This window comes from Amycolatopsis sp. lyj-112 (genome assembly GCF_046549055.1).
In the GTDB taxonomy this organism is placed as follows: Bacteria; Actinomycetota; Actinomycetes; order Mycobacteriales; family Pseudonocardiaceae; genus Amycolatopsis.
In genome coordinates, this window is the sequence record NZ_JAJPWS010000021.1 from 69,051 (window position 1) to 89,932 (window position 20,882).

Annotated in this window: 20 protein-coding genes and 1 pseudogene; 12 read left to right on the forward strand and 9 right to left on the reverse strand. The window is 69.2% G+C overall.

The window, feature by feature from the left end; all coding sequences use genetic code 11:
• Positions 1–45 precede the first annotated feature (45 nt).
• The 5 genes from ACLJRL_RS38780 (at position 46) to ACLJRL_RS38800 (ending at position 3,876) form a co-directional block, all read left to right on the forward strand.
• Entirely contained in the window at positions 46–1,446 is a 1,401-nt protein-coding gene (locus ACLJRL_RS38780) for a fatty acid desaturase (protein ID WP_410661385.1), read from the forward strand.
• Positions 1,443–1,637, forward strand: coding sequence for a ferredoxin (locus ACLJRL_RS38785; protein ID WP_410661386.1), 195 nt, complete (start codon positions 1,443–1,445; stop codon positions 1,635–1,637). Before ACLJRL_RS38780 ends, ACLJRL_RS38785 begins: the two co-directional genes overlap by 4 nt.
• Before the next feature lie 2 nt (positions 1,638–1,639).
• On the forward strand, positions 1,640–2,848 hold the full coding sequence (locus ACLJRL_RS38790; protein ID WP_410661387.1) for an NAD(P)/FAD-dependent oxidoreductase: 1,209 nt from the start codon (positions 1,640–1,642) through the stop codon (positions 2,846–2,848).
• A gap of 1 nt (position 2,849) precedes the next feature.
• On the forward strand, positions 2,850–3,485 hold the full coding sequence (locus tag ACLJRL_RS38795; protein WP_410661388.1) for a TetR family transcriptional regulator: 636 nt from the start codon (positions 2,850–2,852) through the stop codon (positions 3,483–3,485).
• A gap of 88 nt (positions 3,486–3,573) precedes the next feature.
• The gene (locus ACLJRL_RS38800) at positions 3,574–3,876 is read left to right on the forward strand and encodes a DUF1905 domain-containing protein (RefSeq protein ID WP_410661389.1); all 303 of its coding nucleotides are present in this window, start codon (positions 3,574–3,576) and stop codon (positions 3,874–3,876) included.
• 1 nt (position 3,877) lies between these two features.
• On the opposite strand, the gene ACLJRL_RS38805 is transcribed toward ACLJRL_RS38800, so the two are convergent.
• A complete protein-coding gene (locus tag ACLJRL_RS38805) occupies positions 3,878–4,852 on the reverse strand; it encodes an ArsR/SmtB family transcription factor (protein ID WP_410661423.1) in 975 nt (324 codons plus the stop codon).
• Positions 4,853–4,924: 72 nt separating this feature from the next.
• Between ACLJRL_RS38805 and ACLJRL_RS38810 the strand changes: the two genes are divergently transcribed.
• Positions 4,925–6,127 (forward strand): MFS transporter, encoded by a 1,203-nt coding sequence (locus tag ACLJRL_RS38810; RefSeq protein WP_410661390.1) that lies wholly within the window; start codon positions 4,925–4,927, stop codon positions 6,125–6,127.
• On the opposite strand, the gene ACLJRL_RS38815 is transcribed toward ACLJRL_RS38810, so the two are convergent.
• The 6 genes and pseudogenes from ACLJRL_RS38815 to ACLJRL_RS38840 all read right to left on the reverse strand — a co-directional run bounded on the left by ACLJRL_RS38815 (position 6,114) and on the right by ACLJRL_RS38840 (position 10,684).
• A complete protein-coding gene (locus tag ACLJRL_RS38815) occupies positions 6,114–6,374 on the reverse strand; it encodes a hypothetical protein (RefSeq protein ID WP_410661391.1) in 261 nt (86 codons plus the stop codon). The genes ACLJRL_RS38810 and ACLJRL_RS38815 overlap by 14 nt on opposite strands.
• A 2-nt stretch (positions 6,375–6,376) precedes the next feature.
• Positions 6,377–7,319, reverse strand: a pseudogene (locus tag ACLJRL_RS38820) (cytochrome P450); the annotation flags it as partial.
• 84 nt (positions 7,320–7,403) lie between these two features.
• Positions 7,404–8,585 (reverse strand): NAD(P)/FAD-dependent oxidoreductase, encoded by a 1,182-nt coding sequence (locus ACLJRL_RS38825; RefSeq protein ID WP_410661392.1) that lies wholly within the window; start codon positions 8,583–8,585, stop codon positions 7,404–7,406.
• Entirely contained in the window at positions 8,582–8,782 is a 201-nt protein-coding gene (locus ACLJRL_RS38830; RefSeq protein ID WP_410661393.1) for a ferredoxin, read from the reverse strand. The genes ACLJRL_RS38825 and ACLJRL_RS38830 overlap by 4 nt, the downstream gene beginning before the upstream one ends.
• Positions 8,766–9,458, reverse strand: a complete 693-nt coding sequence (locus tag ACLJRL_RS38835; RefSeq protein WP_410661394.1) for a TetR/AcrR family transcriptional regulator — start codon at positions 9,456–9,458, stop codon at positions 8,766–8,768. Before ACLJRL_RS38835 ends, ACLJRL_RS38830 begins: the two co-directional genes overlap by 17 nt.
• Positions 9,459–9,463: 5 nt before the next feature.
• Positions 9,464–10,684 carry a cytochrome P450 gene (locus tag ACLJRL_RS38840; RefSeq protein ID WP_410661395.1) on the reverse strand — a complete coding sequence of 407 codons (1,221 nt, stop codon included), beginning with the start codon at positions 10,682–10,684 and terminating at the stop codon, positions 9,464–9,466.
• Between the two features lie 120 nt (positions 10,685–10,804).
• On the opposite strand from ACLJRL_RS38840, the gene ACLJRL_RS38845 reads away from it, so the two are divergent.
• Entirely contained in the window at positions 10,805–12,277 is a 1,473-nt protein-coding gene (locus tag ACLJRL_RS38845; protein ID WP_410661396.1) for an MFS transporter, read from the forward strand.
• A gap of 126 nt (positions 12,278–12,403) precedes the next feature.
• Here ACLJRL_RS38845 and ACLJRL_RS38850 read toward each other — a convergent pair whose 3' ends face one another.
• On the reverse strand, positions 12,404–14,443 hold the full coding sequence (locus tag ACLJRL_RS38850; RefSeq protein WP_410661397.1) for an MMPL family transporter: 2,040 nt from the start codon (positions 14,441–14,443) through the stop codon (positions 12,404–12,406).
• Positions 14,444–14,547: 104 nt separating this feature from the next.
• On the opposite strand from ACLJRL_RS38850, the gene ACLJRL_RS38855 reads away from it, so the two are divergent.
• Both ACLJRL_RS38855 and ACLJRL_RS38860 read left to right on the forward strand, forming a co-directional pair.
• Positions 14,548–15,030 (forward strand): MarR family winged helix-turn-helix transcriptional regulator, encoded by a 483-nt coding sequence (locus tag ACLJRL_RS38855; RefSeq protein WP_410661398.1) that lies wholly within the window; start codon positions 14,548–14,550, stop codon positions 15,028–15,030.
• A 50-nt stretch (positions 15,031–15,080) separates the two neighbouring features.
• Positions 15,081–16,538, forward strand: a complete 1,458-nt coding sequence (locus ACLJRL_RS38860) for an SDR family oxidoreductase (RefSeq protein ID WP_410661399.1) — start codon at positions 15,081–15,083, stop codon at positions 16,536–16,538.
• On the opposite strand, the gene ACLJRL_RS38865 is transcribed toward ACLJRL_RS38860, so the two are convergent.
• Complete coding sequence (locus ACLJRL_RS38865; RefSeq protein WP_410661424.1) at positions 16,523–17,512, reverse strand: LacI family DNA-binding transcriptional regulator; 990 nt, start codon at positions 17,510–17,512, stop codon at positions 16,523–16,525. The two genes, ACLJRL_RS38860 and ACLJRL_RS38865, sit on opposite strands and share 16 nt — an antisense overlap.
• 181 nt (positions 17,513–17,693) lie before the next feature.
• Between ACLJRL_RS38865 and ACLJRL_RS38870 the strand changes: the two genes are divergently transcribed.
• The 3 genes from ACLJRL_RS38870 to ACLJRL_RS38880 are packed head-to-tail and all read left to right on the forward strand — an operon-like array spanning position 17,694 to position 20,879.
• A complete protein-coding gene (locus ACLJRL_RS38870; protein ID WP_410661400.1) occupies positions 17,694–18,623 on the forward strand; it encodes a carbohydrate ABC transporter permease in 930 nt (309 codons plus the stop codon).
• Positions 18,623–19,495 (forward strand): carbohydrate ABC transporter permease, encoded by an 873-nt coding sequence (locus tag ACLJRL_RS38875; RefSeq protein ID WP_410661401.1) that lies wholly within the window; start codon positions 18,623–18,625, stop codon positions 19,493–19,495. The genes ACLJRL_RS38870 and ACLJRL_RS38875 overlap by 1 nt, the downstream gene beginning before the upstream one ends.
• A 49-nt stretch (positions 19,496–19,544) precedes the next feature.
• A complete protein-coding gene (locus ACLJRL_RS38880; protein WP_410661402.1) occupies positions 19,545–20,879 on the forward strand; it encodes an ABC transporter substrate-binding protein in 1,335 nt (444 codons plus the stop codon).
• The last annotated feature ends 3 nt before the right edge of the window (positions 20,880–20,882 follow it).

Sequence of the window (20,882 nt, forward strand, 5' to 3'; positions counted from 1 at the left end):
ACATCGACTACAGTTTTGTAAACCCAGCCAATGGAGGAGGGTGCGATGAGCGAGATGACGGGCACGATCCCGGCGGGCTCGACCGAACGGTGGACCGACCGGAAGCGATACCTGTGGCTGATCGGCCTGGTGGTCCCCTCGCTCGCGTTCCTGGCGATCGGGCTGCACGCGGCCAGCGGATGGAGCGTGTGGTTCTGGGTCGGGCCCATCGTGATCCTGGTGATCGTCCCGCTGATCGACCTGCTGGCAGGGCTGGACCGCGGCAATCCGCCGGACGACGTGATCGAACGGCTGGAGCAGGACCGCTACTACCGGTGGATCACCTTCGCGTTCCTGCCGATTCAGTACGCGGGTTTCGTGGCCGCGTTCTGGCTGATCTCCCGCGGCGATCTGTCCGTTGTGGACAAGGTGGGCCTGGCGATCTCGATCGGCTGCATCGGCGGCATCGGCATCAACACCGCGCACGAACTGGGGCACAAGAAGGAAAGCCACGAACGCTGGCTCTCGAAGATCGCGCTGGCGCAAAGCTTCTACGGCCACTTCTACATCGAGCACAACCGCGGCCACCACGTGCGGGTGGCGACCCCGGAAGACCCGGCGAGCAGCCGGATCGGGGAGAGCTTCTACCGGTTCTGGCCGCGTACCGTGTTCGGCTCGCTGAAATCGGCCTGGGGACTGGAGCGCAAGCGCTACGCCCGGCGTGACCGGCACCCGTACCGGATCGGCAACGACGTGCTCAACGCCTGGCTGATGTCGGCGGTGCTGTGGGTGGCGATGATCGCGTGGCTGGGCATCGGAATCCTGCCGTACCTGGTGATCCAGGCGGTGATCGGGTTCTCGCTGCTGGAAGTCGTGAACTACATGGAGCACTACGGGATGCGGCGGCAGAAGGTCGGGCCGACGGCGCGGCGCAGGTACGAGCGGGTGGATCCGAGCCACAGCTGGAACTCCAACAACATCGCCACCAACGTCCTGCTGTATCACCTGCAGCGGCACAGCGACCACCACGCGAACCCGACCCGCCGCTACCAGACGTTGCGTGACTTCGCGGAGTCGCCGGTGCTGCCGACGGGGTACGCCGGGATGATCGTGCTGGCGCTGTTCCCGCCGGTCTGGCGCCGAGTGATGGACCCGCGCGTGCTCGCGCACTTCGATGGCGACATCTCCCGCGCCAACATCCAGCCCGCGAAGAGGGCGAAGATCCTGGCCCGCTACGGCACCCGCGTCACCGCGCGGTCGCGAGTCGCCGCCGACACCCGGGGCGACGCGACCGAGGGCGGGATGTGCCCGGGCTGCGGCTACGTCTACGACGAGAACCTCGGCGACCCGCGTGAGGGTTTCCCGGCGGGCACACCGTGGTCGTCGATCCCGGATTCGTGGTGCTGCCCGGACTGCGGGGTACGGGAGAAGGTCGATTTCGTGGCACCGGGAAGGGTCGAAGCATGATGAAGATCGAGGCGGACCGCGACAAATGCGACGGTCTGGGCATGTGTGAAGCGATGGCGCCCGACTTCTTCGAAGTGGGCGACGACGGCACCGTGGTGGTGCTCGACGAGCGTCCCGAAGAGGCGTACCGGCAGGACCTTTCGGCGGCCGTCGACGCCTGCCCGGTACTGGCGCTGCGGCTGCGGGACTGATCATGACCCTCGTCGTCGTGGGTGCCTCGCTGGCCGGGTTGCGCGCGGTGGAGGCCGCGCGCCGGGACGGGTACGCCGGGCGGATCGTGCTGATCGGCGCGGAGGAACACCCGCCGTACGACCGGTTGCCGCTCTCGAAGTCGTTCCTCGATGAGGAAGGCACCGGCCAGGTCGAACCGTTCCACACCGAAGCCGGGCTCCGCGACAAATTCGGCGTCGAACTGCTGCTCGGCGCGCCGGCGGACGGGCTCGACGCCACCGCGAGGGAGGTGTCGGTGGCGGGCAGGACGGTTCCGTACGACGCGCTGGTGATCGCCACCGGAGCCACCGCGCGGCGCCTGCCCGGAAGCGACGGGATCGCCGGGGTGCACACGCTGCGCACCGCCGAAGACGCCCGGGCCGTGCGCGCGGCACTCGATCGTGGTGCGCGCACGGTCGTCATCGGCGCCGGTTTCATCGGCTCGGAAGTCGCCGCCGCGGCACGCAAACGCGGCCTGCCGGTGACGATCGTGGAAGCGCTGGACGTGCCGCTCGCCAGGTCCGTCGGGGCCGAGGCGGGTGCTGTGTGCGCTTCGCTGCACCGCGATGCGGGGACGGAACTCAGGCTGTCCACCGAGGTCACCGGCCTGGAGGCCGTCGGCGGCGTGGTCACCGGAGTCCGGCTTTCCACCGGAGAGGTACTGCCCGCCGATCTGGTGGTGGCGGGTATCGGCGTCGTCCCGGCCACCGGCTGGCTGGCCGGGAGCGGGGTCCCGCTGCACGAACGCGACGGGGGAGTGGTCTGCGACGCGACCCTCGCGACCGGGGTCCCCGGCGTCTACGCGGCCGGCGACGTCGCGCACGCCGGGAACTCGCTGTTCGACGGCGACCTGATGCGGCTGGAACACTGGACGAACGCCGCGGAGCAGGGTGCCGCGGCCGCCCGGCACGCGCTCGCCCCGGAGTCGGCGCGCGCCCTGGCACCGGTGCCATACTTCTGGTCGGACTGGTACGCCCACCGGATCCAGTTCGTCGGCACCCCGCGCGCGGACGAGGTCGTGGTCGCCGTGCCCGCGTCCGACGGGTTCACCGCGCTGTACCGGCGCGGGGACCGGATCGTCGGCGCGCTGACCGTCGACCGGCCGCGCGAGATCATGAAGTACCGCCGTCACATCGCCGGACGTGCTCCGTGGCCCGAGGCGCTGGCGTTCGCCGCGGGGACCGCGGCCTAGAATGACGATCATGAGTGAAGCACCGTCAGCCGGGGTCACGGGTGGTCCGTACCGGCAACCGATCGTCGCCGCGGCGATCGAGCTGACCGTGCGTTCCGGGTGGTCCACGGTCACCATGAGCAGGCTGGCGGAGATCGTCGGCGTCAGCCGTCAGACCGTCTACAACGAACTCGGCTCGAAGAGCATGCTGGCCGAGGCGATGATCGCGCACGAACTCGCCCGGTTCCTGTCGGTCGTCCGTGAAGCGTTCGAGCGGCACCCCGACGACCTCGTCGAAGCGATCCACGACGCCGTCCGCGGTGTCCTCGAACTGGCCGACGACAATCTCCTGCTGCGCGCCATCGTCTCGGCGACCCACGGCGCGGACACGGAACTGCTGCCGCTGCTTACAGTCCGGGCGGCCAGCCTGCTGACCGAGGCGCGGGTGATGCTGCGCGGACGCGTGCGGTCTTATGGTCCTCCGCTGGACGCCGAGCAGCTCGATGTGGCCATCGACGTCGTGGTCCGGACCGTGCTGAGCCACATCATGCAGCCGTCCGACAGCCCGGTTCGCACGGCCGACGCCTTGGCGTGGATGGCCTCGCGAGTGCTCGGCACCTCGACGACACGCTCACTCCGGCACCCTTCGCAGGATTAGGGGTCGTGGCTTTCGCGGCAACCGCAACGGGACGGGGGACGGGCTCACGACTGCCGAAGTTGTCGGTGTCGTGTGTGATGCTCCGGGGATGATCGTCGTGTTCGATGCCGAGCTCTGGGTGTGGGACGCCCGGCGCGGGGAGACCTGGACCTTTGTCAGCCTTCCCATCGACGTGTCCGAGGAGATCCGAGAAATCACCGCCGGACCGCGCCGCGGTTTCGGTGCGGTGCGTGTCCAGGTGACCATCGGCCTCAGTAAGTGGAGGACGTCGATCTTCCCGGACTCCAAGCGTGGCGCCTATGTGCTGCCCGTGAAGAAGACGGTCCGAAAGGCCGAAGGGCTCGACGAGAGTGATGTCGCGAAGGTGACCGTCGAGCTCATCGAGCTCTGAATCAGAGCAGGCTTTCGCCGAGCGGGGTCGTCAGATAGAGCACGCTGCGGCCGGTGCGCTCACGCTCCACAAGTCCGCTCTCGCGAAGGACTCTGAGGTGCTGGGAGACCGCGCTGGGAGTCACGCGCAGAGCCCGGGCCAGGTCGGTCGTGGTCGCGGGGGACGACAGCGCCTGCAGCAGTTCGGCCCGCACGCGGCCGAGCAGCCGCACTGTGCCGGCCCCGGGTGATCGGGCGCCGGTCGTCCACAGGGCGCCGGTACCCCGTGCCGGATAGCGCACCGTGGTCTGGGTCGAGGTGCTCCTCTTGATCAGGACATAGGGCGAGCCGAGGACGACCGGGATGAGGACCAGACCGCCGGGCCCCCGGTCGACGACACAGTGAGGACGTCGCCATCGGTCGCCTTCGAGCAGCACGCGGTCGGTGCGCCAGCGCAGGTCCGGATGCAGGTCCGCGAACAACTTCTCGGCACCGCCCGCGGCCAGTCGCCGGGCGCGATACCCGACGTCGGCGTCCAGCACCGCCCGGATCCGCGTCCAGTGCGGCGCGACAAGGCGGTCATGCGCCTCACGAAGTTCTTCGCCGATCGCCCGCAGCCCGGACGCCGGATGCTCGGCGAGCCTGGCGGCGGCGTGCGGAAGCTTCTCGCCGAAGACCCGGTGGAGGCTGGCCCGTACCTGGTGCTCGGTGGTTCGCCCCAGCGCGGCGAGGTCGTTTTCGATGGACGCCCCCGAGTCCTGGGGAGCGGGCACGAGGAACTCCGGCCAGCTGAGGTGACCGTTCACGAGCAGCGGCCAGGTCCAGGTGAGGTCGAGGGGCTCACGATCAAGCTCCTCCTGCGCCCAGCGCAGCCAGGGGAGATTGACCGCGTTCTGGTCGAGGCCGGCGATCTGCAGCAGACAGGCCACGGTCTCGGACAGCGGCGAGATCGCGAAACGCGTCGCCGCCAGCTCGGCGACGCCGAGTTCGATGGTCATGGCCACCGCCCGAGTATGTAGCCCAGGCCTAAAGGGTGTCCTGAAAACGCGAGACGTCGCCACGATGCGCCCATGACACGGATCGCGGCGCGCCTGCCCCGGGCCTATCGGCGTTTGTGGTGGGCCACCGGGATCGATTGCCTGGGCAATGGCGTCTTCACGGCGGCGCTGCCCTTGCTGGCCGTGACGCTCAGCCGTGATCCGCGGGAGATCGCGCTGGTCTCCGTCGCGACGTATCTGCCCTGGCTCTTGCTGTCCCTGACGGCGGGATCCGTCGTCGACCGGTGCGACCGGATCACCCTCATGTGGCGGACGCAGGCATCCCAGGCCTTGATCGTCGGCGTGCTCGCGGCGCTCGTCGCTGCGGACGCGATGGGTATACCCGCCCTCGTCATGCTCGCGTTCGCTCTCGGCACCTGCGACGTCTTCTATGACAACGCGGCACAAGCGGTGCTACCGGACCTCGTGCCGAAACACCTTCTGCACCAGGCGAACGGGAGCCAGCAGGTGGCGGCGACCGTCGGCAGGCAATTTCTGGGGCCACCCCTCGGAGGTCTCCTCTTCGCGCTCGCCTGGACTCTCCCGTTCGCCCTCGACGCCGTTTCGTTCGTTGTCGCGGCCGCGCTTCTGGCCAGGATGCCGGGACGAGGGCGCGGCCGGGGAGGAAACGCGAAGGTTCTCGACGGGCTGCGCTGGCTGAGGAAACACCGTCTGCTGCGTACGCTCGCCTTGCTGCTCGGCGTCAACACCTTCAGCGGCCAGCTCGCCTTCGCGACTCTCGTGCTGCTCGTGACCGATGAGCTGCATCTGGACGCCGGCGCTTATGGCGTGGTGCTCGCCGGTGCCGCGCTCGGCAGCGTCGCCGGTGGGCTGGTGACCACTCGGCTGGTCGCCCGGCTCGGTGACCTCTGCGCCTTGCTCGTTTCCCTGGCCGTGAACGCCGTCGTCTTCGTCGGTATCGGCTTCAGCGTGAATGTGCCCATGCTCGGTGCGCTTCTGGCCGTCAGCGGTTTCGTGACCACGGTCTGGAACGTCGTGACCGTCAGCGTCCGGCAGCAGCACGTGCCGTCGTCCTTGCTCGGCCGCGTCAACGGCGTCTACCGGCTGCTCGGCTGGGGTTTGATGCCGCTGGGTGCGTTGGCCGGTGGCCTGCTCGCGCACAGGTTCGGGCTTCGCGTTCCTTATCCGGTCGCCGGAATCCTGCGCGCCGCTGCCCTCCTGGCCGCACTTCCCGTGCTGATCCCGGCGCTTCGCGGCGGAGCTACTCCTCGGTGAGCTCGGCCAGCTGCTCCGCCGCTGTCCGATTCCCTCGCTCGGCCAGTCGCCGCAGCTCGTCGAGCGCACCCAGCTCGGTCGCCGTCTCGATCAGCTGGTCGGCCGCGTCACTGCTGCCGCCGTCGGCCAGCCGCCGGAGTTCGTCCAGATCGCCCCGTTCACCGGCGAGCTCGATCAGCTCGTCGATCGCGTCCCGGTGGCCCTTGGCGGCTCGCTCGCGCAGCGCGGAGAGGTCAGGCTCGCTCATGGTCACCAGGCTACGGGCAGTTCGTACACCCCGTAGACCGAGCCGTCGTGCTTGAACTTGACTTCGCCGAGGTCCGCGGCGAGCCGCAGGGTCGGGATGCGGCGGTACAGCGTGCCGTAGACGACCTGCAGTTCCATCCGCGCCAGCGGCTGGCCGAGGCACTGATGCACGCCGAAGCCGAAGGCCACGTGACGTCGCGAGTCGCGCCGGAGGTCCAGCTGATCGGGTTCGGTGAAGACGTCGGGATCACGGTTGGCGATGTCGTTGGCGAGGATGATCCCTTCGCCCGCCCGGATGACCTGGCCGGCGATCTCGATGTCCTCGAGCGCCACGCGGCGACGGCCGTTATGCGTGATGTGCAGGTAGCGCAGCAGTTCCTCGACCGCCGAGGCGACCAGTTTCGGGTCGTCCGTCTCGCGGAGCAGGGTGAGCTGATCCGGGTGTTCCAGCAGCGCGAGCGTGCCGAGCGCGATCATGTTGGCGGTGGTCTCGTGCCCGGCGATCAGCATGAGCACGCCCATCTGGGCCGCTTCCTGCCCGGTCAGTTCGCCGGCGCGGATCCGCTCGGTGAGGCCGGACAGCAGGTCGTCGCCGGGTTCGGCCAGTTTGTCGCCGATCAGCGAGTCCAGGTATTCGCCCAGCGCGGCGCCGGCGGCGGCCTTGGCCTCCGGGGTGGTCTCGCGATTGATCAGGACATTGCTGTTCTTTCTGGAAGAAGTCGTGCTCGGTGTACGGGACGCCGAGCAGGCGGCAGATCACCAGCGAGGGCATGGGAAGCGCGAACGCCGACACGAGATCGGCCGGGTTCGGTCCGGCCAGCATCTCGTCGATCAGGTCGTCGACGATCTTCTGCACGCCGGGCCGCATGGCCTCCACGCGTTTGATGGTGAACGGCGCCGTCACCATCCGGCGCAGCCGGGCGTGCTCGGGGTCGTCCATCAGGATGGATCGCGGGTGGCGGGTCGAACGGGCAGCCCGCGGCCCTGGCCGCCGGGAACGACGGGGTGTCCGCGGGATCGAGTGTGCTGGTCAAGGCTTACCTCCGACGAGCGCGCCGCCGAGAGCCGGACGGCGAAGGCGGGCTTGTTTGGGCATGTTCCAGCCGAGGACACCGGTCACCACGCCGTGCCGCCGGTACTCCGCGACGAAGCGGCGCCCGGCCGGATCACCTTCCACAAGGGACACCTCGGCGTCCGCGAAAAGCGTTCCGTGGACCTGGATCTTGGCGTCGAACTGGTCGGTCCAGAAGTAGGGGACGGGTGTGTAGGGCCGGTCGTCGCCGAGGATGACCTCGGCGACATGGCTCGCCTGCTCGGTGGCGTTGGTCCGGTTTTCCAGGCGCAGGGCCACATCGAGCGTCTCGTGGTGCCACCGGGCGACATCGCCCGCGGCGTAGATCCCTTCCGCGGCGCGGCAGCGGGAGTCGCAGACCAGGCCGTTCGCCAGCGCCAGTCCGCTGCCCTCCAGCCATTCGGTCGCCGGTGTGGCACCGAACGCCACGACGACGACGTCCGCCGGGAGCACTTCGCCGGATTCCAGCCGCACGCCGGTGACCCGGCCGTCGCGTGAGTCCAGGCCGGTGACGCCGGAGCCGAGTCGAAGGGTGACGCCGCGCTCGGTGTGCAGGCCGGCGATCAGATCCGAGACGAGCGGGCCGAACTGGTAGGCCAGCGGCGCCTTCTGCGGTCCGGTGAGGGTGACCGCCACGCCCATCCCGGCGGCGCTCGCGGCGATCTCGGTGCCGAGGACGCCGTCGCCGACGACCACCGCCCGGGAACACGTCAGCAGATCCGCGCGCAGTGCCGATGCCTCGTCGAGAGTACGCAGCACGTGGACTCCGGCCAGGCCGTTCTGGCCGGGGAGGGTGCGGGGCCGCAGGCCGGTCGCCACCACGATCGCGTCCGCGCTCAAAGCTCGACCAGCCGACGTGTGCACGGTTCGTTCCCGGACGTTCAGGGACGTGGCCGCGTCTCCGAGCACGAATTCCGCGTCCAAAGTGGACAATTTATCGGCGGGCCGTAACTGGGCGCGAGCGGGCTCCCAGAGCCCACACAGGACTTGCTTGGACAGCGGCGGCCGGTCATAGGGGAGATGCGGTTCGGCGCCGAGCAGCGTCACCCGGCCCGGATAGCCCTTGCGACGCAAGGCTTCCACGGTCGCCAGACCGGCGGCCGAGGCGCCGACCACGAGCACCTCGTCCGGCACGGTCACGCGTTCTCGCTCACAGCGATCGCGGCGCCGGGGCAGACGTCGGCGGCTTCGCGGACGATGTCGTGCAGATCGGCGGCGGGCTGCTCCTCGAGCAGGAGCACGATGCCGTCTTCGTCGCGCTGGTCGAACACGTCGGGGGCGAGCAGCACGCAGGTTCCGGCGCCGCAGCACTTGTCCTGGTCAACGGTGATCTTCATGGTCCTCTTCCTTCATCGAGCCGGAGGTGACCGGTGCCAGCCACATCGCGACGAGCGCGTCGATCAGGCCGGTCGCGGCTTCGGGCCAGGTCGGCCGGGGAGTGGGGGTGCCCTCGGCGAGGGCGCGTTCGCGTTCGGCGACCATGTGGACCAGCAACTGCCGGGCCATGTCGCCGCGTTCGGCCCGCACCTCGGAGGGCAGGTCGGGCAGGCATCGGTGCAGGCCCTCGACGATCCGTACCAGCGACGGCGAGGTCAGCGACTCCTCGACCATGATCGGGCGGAGCGTGGGATCGGTCATCACCTGTGCGCCGAACCGGGCGAACCAGGTGGGGCTTCCCAGCTCGGACAGGTGCCCGGCGACGGGGGTGACCAGGCAGGCGACCCAGTCCCGCACGTCGGTGCTGTCACCGATCTCGGCGAGCACGCGGCCGCGGATCGCCTCGATCGGCCCGGAGTGCCGCCGGGCGATCGCCCGGACGAGGTCGGCCTTGGTGCCGAAGTGGTAGCCGACGGCGGTGTTGTTGCCCTGTCCCGCCGCTTCGCTGATCTGGCGGTTGGACACCGCGAACACGCCGTGGACGGCGAACAGTTCCTCCGCCACGGTCAGGATCAGTTCCCGCGTCGCGTGCGCCCGTTCGGCCCGGACCGGCTTACCGGTGATCTCGCTCGTCATGGGCATCACCATCGCACGGGCAGTTCCCGTAGTCCGCCGACGGCGAGCCCTTCGACCTTGCGCAGGTCATCGGCCGGAACGGCGAGTTCCAGTGACGGCAGCCTGCGCAGCAGGACACCGAGCACCACCTGCAGTTCGGTGCGGGCGAGCGGCTGGCCGAGGCATGCGTGCGCACCGGCGCCGAAGGCCAAGTGAGCGTTCGGGCTGCGGTCGAGATTCATGGCGTCGGCGGCGTCGAACGCGCGGTCGTCGCGATTGGCGGAAGCCATGCTGCACATCGCCGTGGTGCCCGCCGGCAGGGTCGTGCCGCCGACCTCGAAGTCCTCGGTGAGGTAGCGCGACATGCCGATACCGGCGTTGGCGTCCATCCGCAGGGACTCTTCGACGGCGGTGCGGATCAGCGACCGGTCCGCCAGCAACGCCTCCCAGCGGCCGCGGTCTTCCAGCAGCATCGCCACCATCTTGGCGATCATGTTCGCGGTGGTCTCGTGCCCGGCGATCAGCAGGCCGATCCCGCTGGCGACCAGGAGCGCGTCGGACCAGCGCTCGCCATCCGCGTCGGTGTCGGTGATGAGCGCGCTGAGGATGTCCTCGCCCGGCTCCGCCCGCTTGGCGGCGATGTGCCCGCCCATGTACCGGCCGAACTCCGCCTGGGCGACGTCGAATTCCGCCTGGGTGTAGCGGGTCATGCTGAGCATGACGTCGGACCAGTGGGCGAACCGGTCCCGGTCGGTGTCCGGGACGCCGAGCATGTCGCAGATGACCCAGACCGGCAGCGGAAAAGCCACGCCCGCCTTGAGATCCGCGGGCGTTCCCTTGGCGACCATCTCGTCGACGAGCTGCTCGGCCATCGCCTCCATCCCCGGCCGCAGCGCGTTCATCCGCTTGGCGGTGAACCACTTGCCGAGCATGCGGCGCCATTTGAGGTGCGCCTCGCCGTGCTGGGGGATCACACCCGCCATCTCGCTGTTGAACACGCCGCCCGATTCGGTGTCCGCGACCCTGGCGGCGTTGTCCTCCGGGGTCGGCCGGGTGAACCGCGGATCGGAGAGGACGCGTTTGACGTCTTCGTAGCGGGTGATCAGGGAAGCCTCGTCCCCGCTGGCCAACGCGACCTTGGCGACCGGGCACTTCGCCCGGAACTCGGCCCATTCGGCAGGCGGCGCCAGTGCGGCATCGGTCGCGAAGGGGAAGTCCGGCAACCGGTCCACGTCACTTTGCGTCATCGAGGGCTCCTTCTGCGTGGCTGTTCCTTGATTCACACAGTGCCTGGACGGTTAGCATAAGTCAATCAACTGACTTAAATTGATCCCGGCACACTCGCACCCCAGTTTCGGAGGCCTCGTATGTACCCACCCTCAGCCGCACCGCCGAGGACGGTCGCCCGTCCGCAGCTCGTCGTGGTGGTGCTCGCGCTGGGCGGGATCGTGGTCTCGCTGATGCAGACCCTGGTCATCCCGCTGATCCCGAAGCTTCCGGAACTCCTCGGCACGTCGGCGGCCGACGCCACCTGGGTGATCACCGCGACCCTGCTCGCGAGCGCGGTCGCGACGCCGGTGGTCGGGCGGCTGGGCGACATGTACGGCAAGCGACGGCTGCTGCTGATCAGCCTCGCGATGCTCATCGCGGGCTCGGTCGTGGCCGCGCTCAGCGACACGCTGGTGCCGATGGTCGCCGGCCGGGCCTTGCAGGGCTTCGCCGCGGGCGTGATCCCGCTCGGGATCAGCATCATGCGCGACGAACTCCCGGCCGAACGTCTCGCCGCGGCGACCGCGACGATGAGCGCCTCACTGGGGGTCGGCGGCGCCCTCGGCCTGCCCGCGGCCGCGTTGCTGGCCGAGAACGCCGACTGGCACCTGCTGTTCTGGATCGCGGCCGGCCTCGGTGCCGTGGTCGTCGCGCTCGTGGTCGCCTTCGTTCCCGAATCGAACGTGCGCACCGGCGGCCGGTTCGATTTCGTCGGTGCCGCGGGACTTTCGGTGGTGCTCGTCTGTCTTCTGCTGGCGATCTCGAAGGGCGCGCAGTGGGGCTGGGCGAGCGGGCGGACCCTGGGCCTGTTCGGTGTCGCGCTGGTCGTCCTGCTGCTGTGGGGCCGATGGGAACTGCGCGCGGCCAGGCCGCTGGTGGACCTGCGCACCACCGCCCGGCGGCAGGTGCTGCTGACCAACCTGACGTCGATCGTGTTCGCCTTCGCGATGTTCGCGCAGTCGCTCGTGCTGCCGCAGATCCTCCAGCTCCCCGCCGGGACCGGCTACGGCCTCGGGCAGACCATGCTCGTCACCGGTCTGGTGCTGGTGCCCTCCGGCGTCGTGATGATGCTGACGGCGCCGCTGTCCGCGCGGATCACGAAGGCGCGCGGGCCCAAGGTGACGCTGATGCTCGGGGCTCTCGTGGTCGGCGCGGGTTACGGCCTCGGCACCGTGCTGATGTCCAGCGTCTGGCAACTGGTCCTGGTCTCCGGCACGATCGGCGCCGGGATCGGCCTCGCCTACGGCGCCATGCCCGCGCTGATCATGGGCGCCGTCCCGGTGTCGGAAACGGCCGCGGCCAACAGCCTCAACACCTTGATGCGCGCGATCGGCACGTCGATCTCCAGCGCGGTGGCCGGAGTGATCCTCGCCCGGCTGACCGTCCCCTTCGGACCGGTACAGGTCCCGTCCGAGGGCGGTTTCCGCCTGATCATGGCGATCGGCTGCGCGACCGCTCTCACCGCGCTGGCGATCGCCGCGTTCATTCCCGGGATGCGGCGGCCCTCCGCGGACGTCGAGGACGGCCGGCGCGACGAGGTGGTCGCGGCGGGGTCCACCAAACTCGCGTGATCAGGAACGGAACTCACGTGTCTGGATGCCGCACTCGTGTGTACGCCGTCTGATCACGCGAGATCCGTCTCTGATCACGTGAGTGCGGTGCCTGATCACGCGAGTCACGCCTGAGCCGCCTTGGCCCTACTTCGCCAGTTTCGAGGGCCACCAGATCTTGCGGCCGACGTCCACCGCCAGCGCGGGCACCAGCAGCGACCGCACCAGAAGGGTGTCGAGCAGCACGCCGAACGCGACGATGAACGCCAGTTGCGCCAGGAAGAGAATGGGCAGAACGGCCAGGGCGGCGAAGGTCGCGGCGAGCACGACACCGGCGGAGGTGATCACGCCGCCGGTGACACGCAGACCGCGCAGCGTCCCATCCCGCGTGCCGATCCTGCCAGCCTCTTCGCGGACCCGGGTCATCAGGAAGATGTTGTAGTCGATTCCCAGCGCGACAAGGAAAACGAAGCCGAACAGCGGGACGACGGGGTCGGCGCCGGGGAAGTCGAAGAGGTGGTTGAACACCAGCGCCGAGACACCCATGGTCGCGGCGAAGGACAGGACCACCGTGCCGATCAGCAGCAGCGGCGCGAGCAGCGACCGCAGCAGCAACGCGAGCACCAGGAAGATGACGGCCAGGACGATCGGGATGATCAGCATCCGATCGTGTTCGGACGTCGTCCGGGTGTCGAGCAGGGCCGCGGTCGGGCCGCCCACCTTGGCGCCGTCGACGGTGTGCACGGCTTCGCGGATCCGTTCGACGGTCGCGACGGCCGCGTCGGAGTCCGGTGCGGCGGCCAGGACCGCTTCGATCTTCGCGAGCCCGCCGGCTTCGAGCGGGACGCCGTCCGGCCCGGTGGCCTGTTTGACGTCGGAGACTCCGGGGACACGCGCCAGCGCGGTCACCGCCTGCACCTGCTCGGCCGGGGCGATGATCACCGTGGGGGAGCCGGCGCCGCCGGGGAAGTAGCGGGAGAGGACTTCCTGTCCCGCGACGGAGTCGACAGGGGTGAGGAAGACGTCGGACTGCGCGGTGCCGGAAGCCTTGAGCTGGGGGAGGAAGGCGCCGCCCGCGAGCAGGACGACGGTCGTCACGATCCAGATCACGCGCGGTGCGCGCGAGACCCAGCCCGCGACGCGAGCCCAGATCCCGCCGACCTCTTCCGGGGTCTCGGCGACCGCGGGCCGGAACGGCCAGAAGGCGTTGCGCCCGCACAAGGCCAGGACGGCCGGAAGGAAGGTGATGGTCGTCAGGAAGGAGGCGGCGATGCCGATCGCGGCGACCGGGCCCAGACCCTTGTTGGAGTTCAGATCGCTGAACAGCAGGCAGAGGACGCCGAGGATCACTGTCCCGGCGGAGGCGGCGATCGGTTCGATGGTCGAGCGCCAGGCCGTGCGCAGCGCGGTGCGGACGTCGTCGGTCGATCGCAGTTCTTCGCGGTAGCGCGAGATCATCAGGAGCGCGTAGTCGGTGGCGGCGCCGAACACGAGGATGAACAGGATCCCTTGACTCTGCCCGTTCAGCGCCAGCACGTCGTTGTCCGCGAGCAGGTACACCGCGAGGCTCGCCGCACCCAAGGCGAACACGGCCGACAGGAGTACCAGCAGGGGGAGCAGCGGACTGCGGTAGACGATGATCAGGATGACCGCGACCACCGCGCCCGCGACCAGGAGCAGCAGCCCGTCGATCCCGCCGAACGCCTCGCGGAGGTCGGCGGCCTGAGCGGCGGGGCCGGTCACGAGCACGTTCAGGCCGTCGGGTGTGTCGCGGGCGAGTGCCTCCCGGAGCGCGTCGACGCCTTCACCGGGATCGCTCCTGGCGTCGAGCGGCACGACGATCCGTCCCGCGGCGGTGCTTTCCGGCGCGGGGACGAGCCGCGCGTCCGACGTTCGTTCGGCGAGGAATCGCTTGTCCGCGTTGGTCAGCCCCGAAGGCCGTTCGGCCACGACGATCGCCGGGATGACGGCCGCGCTGGAGAACTGCCGCTGGAGTTCGCCGACCTCGGTCGCCTCGGCCGAGGCGGGCAGGAAACTGCTGCTGTCGTTCTCGGTGACCTGGCTCAGTTTTCCGGCGTACGAGCCGCTGAAGCCGCCGAAGATCAGCCAGGCCACGGCCACCAGCGCGGGGAGCAGCCACCGCATTCGCGACCGCGTGCGGGGAGGGTGTTCGACTTCCGAGATCATGGACCGATGGCTCCCGCATTTGCTACTTCGACGAACGAATATTTCGACGATCGAAATAGTAGACTGGTCCGCGCCGGGCAGCAACGCGAGGGGAGGAATCGGGCATGACGGACGCCGTCGACCAGGGCGAACAGGTCACGGACGAGCTGCTCGTCCTGCTGCTTCGCCAGCTGACCGTCGAATCGGACCGGTTCGCCGAAATGTTCGGTGAGGCGCACGGCCTGCACCGGACCGACCTCAACGCGCTCGCGGTGATCATGGACGCCGCCAAGATGGGCGCGCCGATGAGCCCGAGCAGGCTCGCCGACGCCCTGCACCTGAGCGCGTCGGCGACGACGTCGGTACTCGACCGGCTGGAGCGCGCGGGTCACCTCTTCCGCGACCGGAGCGCGACCGACCGGCGCAAGGTCGAGTTGCGGATGCACGACCAGGCGCGGCGGATCGGCGCCGAGTTCTTCCTGCCGCTCGGCGCGAGCCTGTCCGCCGCGTGGGGCGATCTGGGCGACGACGAGCGCCGGACGATCGTGCGTTTCCTTCGCGGCAGCATTGCCGCGACCGTGGAGGTGCGCGGGCGCTTGGCACCCTGAACGGGCTATTCGGGCTGCGCCGGGTGGCTTCGCGGGGAACACTCGGGTGAATGCGATGCGTGGTGCTCGGTGCGACGGGATATGTCGGCGGACGGCTGGTGCCGCAGTTGCTCGAAGCGGGCCATGAGGTCCGGGTGGTGGCCAGGTCCCCGGAGAAGGTCGCCGAAGAGCCGTGGCGTGACCAGGTCGAGGTGGAACGCGGAGACGTCACCGACCCGGCCTCGATCGAGGCCGCGCTGAGCGACGGCGAGGTCGTCTACTACCTCGTGCATTCTTTGGCGCGCAAGGACTTCGTCGAGGTCGACCGGAAGGCCGCGCAGACTGTCGCCGATGCCGCGAAAATCGCGGGTGTACAGCGGATGGTGTACCTGGGCGGCATCGTCCCGGACGACGAGGAGTTGTCGCCGCATCTGGCGTCCCGGGCGGAAGTGGGGCGGGTGCTGCTGGAGTCCGGCGTGCCCACCGCGGCCCTGCAGGCCGCGGTGATCATCGGTTCGGGCTCGGCGAGCTTCGAGATGCTGCGCTACCTCACCGAGCGGCTCCCGGCGATGATCACGCCGAAGTGGGTGCACAACCGCATCCAGCCGATCGCGATCCGCGATGTGCTGCACTACCTCGTGCACGCCGCGGAGCTACCGTCCGGAGTGCACGGTGCTTTCGACATCGGCGGCCCCGACGTCCTGACCTACCTGCACATGATGCGCCGCTACGCCGTCGTCGCCGGCCTTCCCCGGCGCGCGGTCGTCCCGGTTCCGGTGCTGACGCCCTGGCTTTCCGCGCAGTGGGTCAACCTGGTCACGCCCGTGCCGCGGTCGATCGCGATGCCACTGATCGAATCGCTGGTGCACGAGGTGGTCTGCCACGATCGGGCGATCGCCGCGCACATCCCGGATCCGGAAGCCGGGCTGACCCACTACGAACACGCGGTGGAACTGGCGCTGACCCGGATCCGCAACGCCGACGTGCCGACCCGCTGGTCGGATGCTTCGACGTCGTCCGCGCCGTCGGATCCGTTGCCCAGCGACCCGGACTGGGCGGGCGGAACGGTCTACGAGGACAAACGCGAGCAGCGGACCGACGCCTCCCCGGAGGCTTTGTGGGACGTGATCGAGTCCATCGGCGGGGAACACGGCTGGTACTCGTTCCCGCTCGCGTGGTCGATCCGCGGCTGGGCCGACCGGCTCGTCGGCGGCGTGGGCCTGCGGCGCGGCCGCCGGGATCCGCGACGGCTGCACCTCGGCGAGGCGCTGGACTGGTGGCGCGTCGAATACCTCGACCGGCCGAAACTGCTGCGGTTGCGGGCGGAGATGAAGCTCCCGGGGCGGGCCTGGCTCGAACTCGGCGTCGAGTCCGACGGGAACGGCGGGACGATCTACCGGCAGCGGGCGGTGTTCGAACCGCACGGCCTGGCCGGGCACGTGTACTGGAAGGGGATCGCGCCGTTCCACGGCGTCGTCTTCGGCGGGATGGTCCGCAACATCACCGGTGCGGCTCAGGGCCGTGAGTGACGCGGCGCGGTGCTGGCCCGCACGATGAGTTCGGTCGGCACACTGATCGCCACCGCCTCGTCGCCGTTCGCGATCTCGGCGAGCAACGTGGCCACGGCCCGTTTTCCGACCTCGTCGAAGGACTGCCGGACGGTGGTGAGCGGCGGCCAGAAGTGGGCGGCCTCGTCCATGTCGTCGAACCCGACCACGCTCACCTCCTTCGGGACGGCCCGGGCCTTTTCGTGCAGTGCCCGCAGCAGGCCGAGTGCCATCTGGTCGTTGGCGGCGAACACCGCGGTGACCGCCGGATCGCCCGCGAGGCGGACGCCGTGTTCGTAGCCGGAGCGCGGTGACCAGTCCCCGGTGAGCGGCGGGGGCACCTCGCGACCGGCTTCTTCGAGCGTCGCGCGCCACGAGTTCCGCCGCCGTTCGGCCGCGTAGGACTCGGGCGGTCCGGCGATATGCCAGACGGTCTCGTGGCCGAGGTCGAGCAGGTGCCGGGTGGCGGCGATGGCGCCCGCGGCCTGGTCGAAGTCGACGCTCGCGTGGTCGCGGCGGCCGCCCGCGTCGATGACGACGACGGGAAGTCCGTGGGGCAGCTCGATTTCACTCTGATCGAGCTGATGCTGCTCGATCAGGATGATGACGCCGTCGACGGCCTGTTCGTTGAGCCTGCTGAAGGCGCCGGAGACCTCGCCCTGGGACGGCCTGCTCACCGGCATCAGGATAATCGAGAAGCCCTCCTCGGCGACGGCTGACGAAACGGCGTCGAGGGTGCGGCTGTTGCCGAAGGTCGAGAGCGCCGAGATGATCACGCCGATACTGCGGAACCGGCCGTTACGCAAGGCGCGGGCGGCGCTGTTGGGGCGGTAGCCCACCCGGCGCATCGCCGCGAGCACCCGTTCCCGCGTCGCCTCGTCGACGTTCGACTTGCCGTTGGCGACCCGGGAGACGGTCTGGCCCGAGACTCCGGCCTCCCGCGCCACGTCGGCCATCGACGGGCCGCGGCCGCCGGTTCGGCGGGCCGGTTCGTCAGGCGGCGGGAGCTGGCTGGCCACTTGCTGTCTCCTCGAAGCGTCTGGACATGTTTACGTCAACACGATAGCCTCCGGCCGTCAAATGTTGACGTAAACATTTCGCTGAGTCGCCGATTCGCTCAGGGAACCCGGAGGGACGATGACGTCCACAGCGGTCGCGCCCGCACCAGCGCCGCCCCGCCGTGCGGCCACGGTGCGCCGCGCACGCCGCAACTGGCGGGGCTGGCTCTTCGTCGCCCCGTTCATGCTGGTCTTCGCGCTGACCTTCCTGGCGCCGATCGTCTACGCGTTCGTCCTGAGCCTCTTCCGGGACCAGGCGTTCTTCGGCGGCACGACCTTCGTCGGCGTGGACAACTACGCGCAGGTGCTGGCGGACCCGAAGTTCTGGGAGTCCTTCCAGCGGGTGCTGGCGTTCCTCGCCGTGCAGGTGCCGATCATGCTGGTGCTCGCGCTCATCGCGGCGCTGGCGATCGACAGCGCCCGGTTGCACGCGTCCGGGTTCTTCCGGGTCGTGATCTTCCTGCCCTACGCCGTTCCCGCCGTGGTCGCCGCGCTGATGTGGGGCTTCATCTACGGCGACCACTTCGGACTGGCCGCGGACCTCAACCACCTGCTCGGCCGCGACGTGGTGAAACCGTTGTCGGACAACTGGATGCTCGCCTCCATCGGCAACGTCGTCACCTGGGAGTTCGTGGGCTACAACATGCTGATCTTCTACTCCGCGCTCAAGGTGATCCCCAAGGAACAGTTCGAGGCGGCGGCGATCGACGGCGCGGGCGCGTTCCGCACCATCCTGAGCGTGAAACTGCCCGCGCTGCGCGGGGCGATCGTGGTCGCCACGATCTTCTCGATCATCGGCAGCTTCCAGCTGTTCAACGAGCCGAACATCATGCGCACCCTGGCGCCCAACGTGATCGGCACCTACTACACGCCGAACATGTACGCCTACAACCTTTCCTTCGGCGGGCAGCAGTACAACTACTCCGCCACCGTCGCGATCGTGATGGGCGTGATCACCGCGGTCATCGCCTACGTCGTGCAGCTGCGCGGCTCCCGGAAGGAGATGTGATGGCCGCGCGCACGTCGATTTCGGTTCTGCGGCCACGGAAGTCGCGGGTCCTCACCGCGGTGATGGCGCTGTACCTGATCTACACGCTCGTGCCGCTGGTCTGGCTGCTGATCAACGCCACCAAGACCCAGTCCGCGCTGTTCACCACGTCGGGCCTGGCGTTCGGCGGACCGTTCGCGCTGTTCGAGAACATCGGCGAGACCTTCACCTACGACGACGGCATCTTCCTGCGCTGGCTGGGGAACACACTGCTCTACGTCGTGGTCGGCGCGGGTGGCGCGACGATCCTCGCCACCGCCGCGGGCTACGGTCTGGCGAAGTACCGCTTTCCCGGCCGCCGCGCGGTGTTCGCGGTCGTGCTCGGCGCGGTGGCGGTCCCCGGTACGGCGCTCGCGGTGCCGACCTTCCTGATGTTCAGCAAGCTCGGCCTCACCAACACCCCGCTGGCCATCATCATCCCGTCGCTGATCAGCCCGTTCGGGCTCTACCTGATCTGGGTGTACGCCTCCGACGCGATCCCCGACGAACTGCTGGAGGCAGCACGGATCGACGGCGCGGGGGAGATCCGGATCTTCCTCACGGTGACCCTGCGCCAGCTGGTGCCCGGGATCGTGACGGTCGGGCTGTTCACCGTGGTGTCCACTTGGAACAACTACTTCCTCCCGTTGATCATGCTCAGCGAGCCGAAGTGGTATCCGCTCACGGTCGGGCTGAACCAGTGGAGCGCGCAGGCCTCCGGCGCCGGCGCCCAGCCGGTGTACCACCTGGTGCTCACCGGATCGTTGCTGACCATCGTCCCGCTCGTCATCGCTTTCCTGCTGATGCAACGGTTCTGGCAATCGGGCCTGAGCGCCGGCAGCGTCAAACAATGACCATGCCGCACAACCACCGTCCCACCCGTCCGTCGTGAAAGGACACTCGATGTCACGCATCCGTAGAAGCGTCAAGGCGGCCGCCGCCGTGACGCTGGCCGCCGCACTGGCCGTCGGCTGTTCTTCCGGGGCGAGCGGCCCGGCGGCCGTCACCGGGACACAGGACTCGGTCGACGCGGCGCTCAAGGCCGGCGGGACGATCACCTACTGGAGCTGGACGCCGTCGGCCAAGGACCAGGTCGCCGCGTTCGAGAAGGAATACCCGAACGTCAAGGTCAACTACGTCAACGCGGGCACCAACAAGGAGCAGTACACCAAGCTGCAGAACGCGATCAAGGCCGGCTCCGGGGCACCGGACGTCGCCCAGGTCGAGTACTACGCGCTGCCGCAGTTCGCCCTGACCGACTCGCTGGTCAACCTCGACCAGTTCGGGTTCGGTTCGTTCGAGAAGGACTACTCGCCGTCGACCTGGTCGAGTGTCCGGGTGAATAACGGCCTATACGGCCTCCCGCAGGACTCCGGTCCCATGGCGCTGTTCTACAACAAAGAGGTCTTCGACAAGAACGGCATCGCCGTGCCGAAGACCTGGGAGGAGTACGTCGCCGCGGCCAAGAAGCTGCACACGGCCGATCCCGCGAAGTACATCACCTCCGACACCGGCGACCCCGGGTTCGCCAGCAGCATGATCTGGCAGGCGGGCGGCAAGCCGTTCACTGCCGACGGCCGGAACGTGAAGATCAACCTGGCCGACGCCGGCACCAAGAAGTGGACCGCGACCTGGAACCAGCTGGTCGAAGGCAAATTGCTCGCACCCATCAAGGAGTGGTCCGACGACTGGTTCCGCGCCCTCGGCGACGGCACCATCGCCTCGCTGGTCACCGGGGCCTGGATGCCGGGCAACTTCAAGTCGTCGGTTCCCGGCGGCGCCGGGAAGTGGGCGGTGGCCCCGATGCCGACCTACGACGGGCAGCCGGTCACCGCGGAGAACGGCGGCAGCACTCAGTCGGTACTGAAGCAGAGCGGGAACCCGGCGCTGGCCGCGGCGTTCGTGCGCTGGCTCAACCACGGCAACGGCGTCAAGCCGTTCATCGCCAGCGGCGGTTTCCCGGCGACCACCGCCGACCTGAACTCGCCCGCCTTCCTGGACGAGGCCAATCCCTACTTCGGCGGGCAGAAGATCAACCAGGTGCTCAACGACGCGTCGAAGACCGTCGCGAAGGGCTGGACCTACCTGCCGTACCAGACCTATGCCAACAGCGTCTTCAGTGACACCGTGGGCAAGGCCTACCTCAACGGCACCTCGCTCGACGCCGGACTGAACGCCTGGCAGCAGGCGCTCGTGGACTACGGCAACCAGCAGGGCTTCACGGTCAGCGCGGGCTGAGGC

Coding starts and splice junctions, on each gene's coding strand:
- ACLJRL_RS38845 (WP_410661396.1), top strand. CDS start 10,805: ATGTACCCACCCTCAGCCGCACCGCCGAGGACGGTCGCCCGTCCGCAG.
- ACLJRL_RS38875 (WP_410661401.1), top strand. CDS start 18,623: ATGGCCGCGCGCACGTCGATTTCGGTTCTGCGGCCACGGAAGTCGCGG.
- ACLJRL_RS38835 (WP_410661394.1), bottom strand. CDS start 9,458: ATGACGAGCGAGATCACCGGTAAGCCGGTCCGGGCCGAACGGGCGCAC.
- ACLJRL_RS38810 (WP_410661390.1), top strand. CDS start 4,925: ATGACACGGATCGCGGCGCGCCTGCCCCGGGCCTATCGGCGTTTGTGG.
- ACLJRL_RS38870 (WP_410661400.1), top strand. CDS start 17,694: ATGACGTCCACAGCGGTCGCGCCCGCACCAGCGCCGCCCCGCCGTGCG.
- ACLJRL_RS38860 (WP_410661399.1), top strand. CDS start 15,081: ATGCGATGCGTGGTGCTCGGTGCGACGGGATATGTCGGCGGACGGCTG.
- ACLJRL_RS38840 (WP_410661395.1), bottom strand. CDS start 10,684: ATGACGCAAAGTGACGTGGACCGGTTGCCGGACTTCCCCTTCGCGACC.
- ACLJRL_RS38805 (WP_410661423.1), bottom strand. CDS start 4,852: ATGACCATCGAACTCGGCGTCGCCGAGCTGGCGGCGACGCGTTTCGCG.
- ACLJRL_RS38850 (WP_410661397.1), bottom strand. CDS start 14,443: ATGATCTCGGAAGTCGAACACCCTCCCCGCACGCGGTCGCGAATGCGG.
- ACLJRL_RS38815 (WP_410661391.1), bottom strand. CDS start 6,374: ATGAGCGAGCCTGACCTCTCCGCGCTGCGCGAGCGAGCCGCCAAGGGC.
- ACLJRL_RS38880 (WP_410661402.1), top strand. CDS start 19,545: ATGTCACGCATCCGTAGAAGCGTCAAGGCGGCCGCCGCCGTGACGCTG.
- ACLJRL_RS38780 (WP_410661385.1), top strand. CDS start 46: ATGAGCGAGATGACGGGCACGATCCCGGCGGGCTCGACCGAACGGTGG.
- ACLJRL_RS38800 (WP_410661389.1), top strand. CDS start 3,574: ATGATCGTCGTGTTCGATGCCGAGCTCTGGGTGTGGGACGCCCGGCGC.
- ACLJRL_RS38795 (WP_410661388.1), top strand. CDS start 2,850: ATGACGATCATGAGTGAAGCACCGTCAGCCGGGGTCACGGGTGGTCCG.
- ACLJRL_RS38785 (WP_410661386.1), top strand. CDS start 1,443: ATGATGAAGATCGAGGCGGACCGCGACAAATGCGACGGTCTGGGCATG.
- ACLJRL_RS38830 (WP_410661393.1), bottom strand. CDS start 8,782: ATGAAGATCACCGTTGACCAGGACAAGTGCTGCGGCGCCGGAACCTGC.
- ACLJRL_RS38790 (WP_410661387.1), top strand. CDS start 1,640: ATGACCCTCGTCGTCGTGGGTGCCTCGCTGGCCGGGTTGCGCGCGGTG.
- ACLJRL_RS38855 (WP_410661398.1), top strand. CDS start 14,548: ATGACGGACGCCGTCGACCAGGGCGAACAGGTCACGGACGAGCTGCTC.
- ACLJRL_RS38865 (WP_410661424.1), bottom strand. CDS start 17,512: ATGGCCGACGTGGCGCGGGAGGCCGGAGTCTCGGGCCAGACCGTCTCC.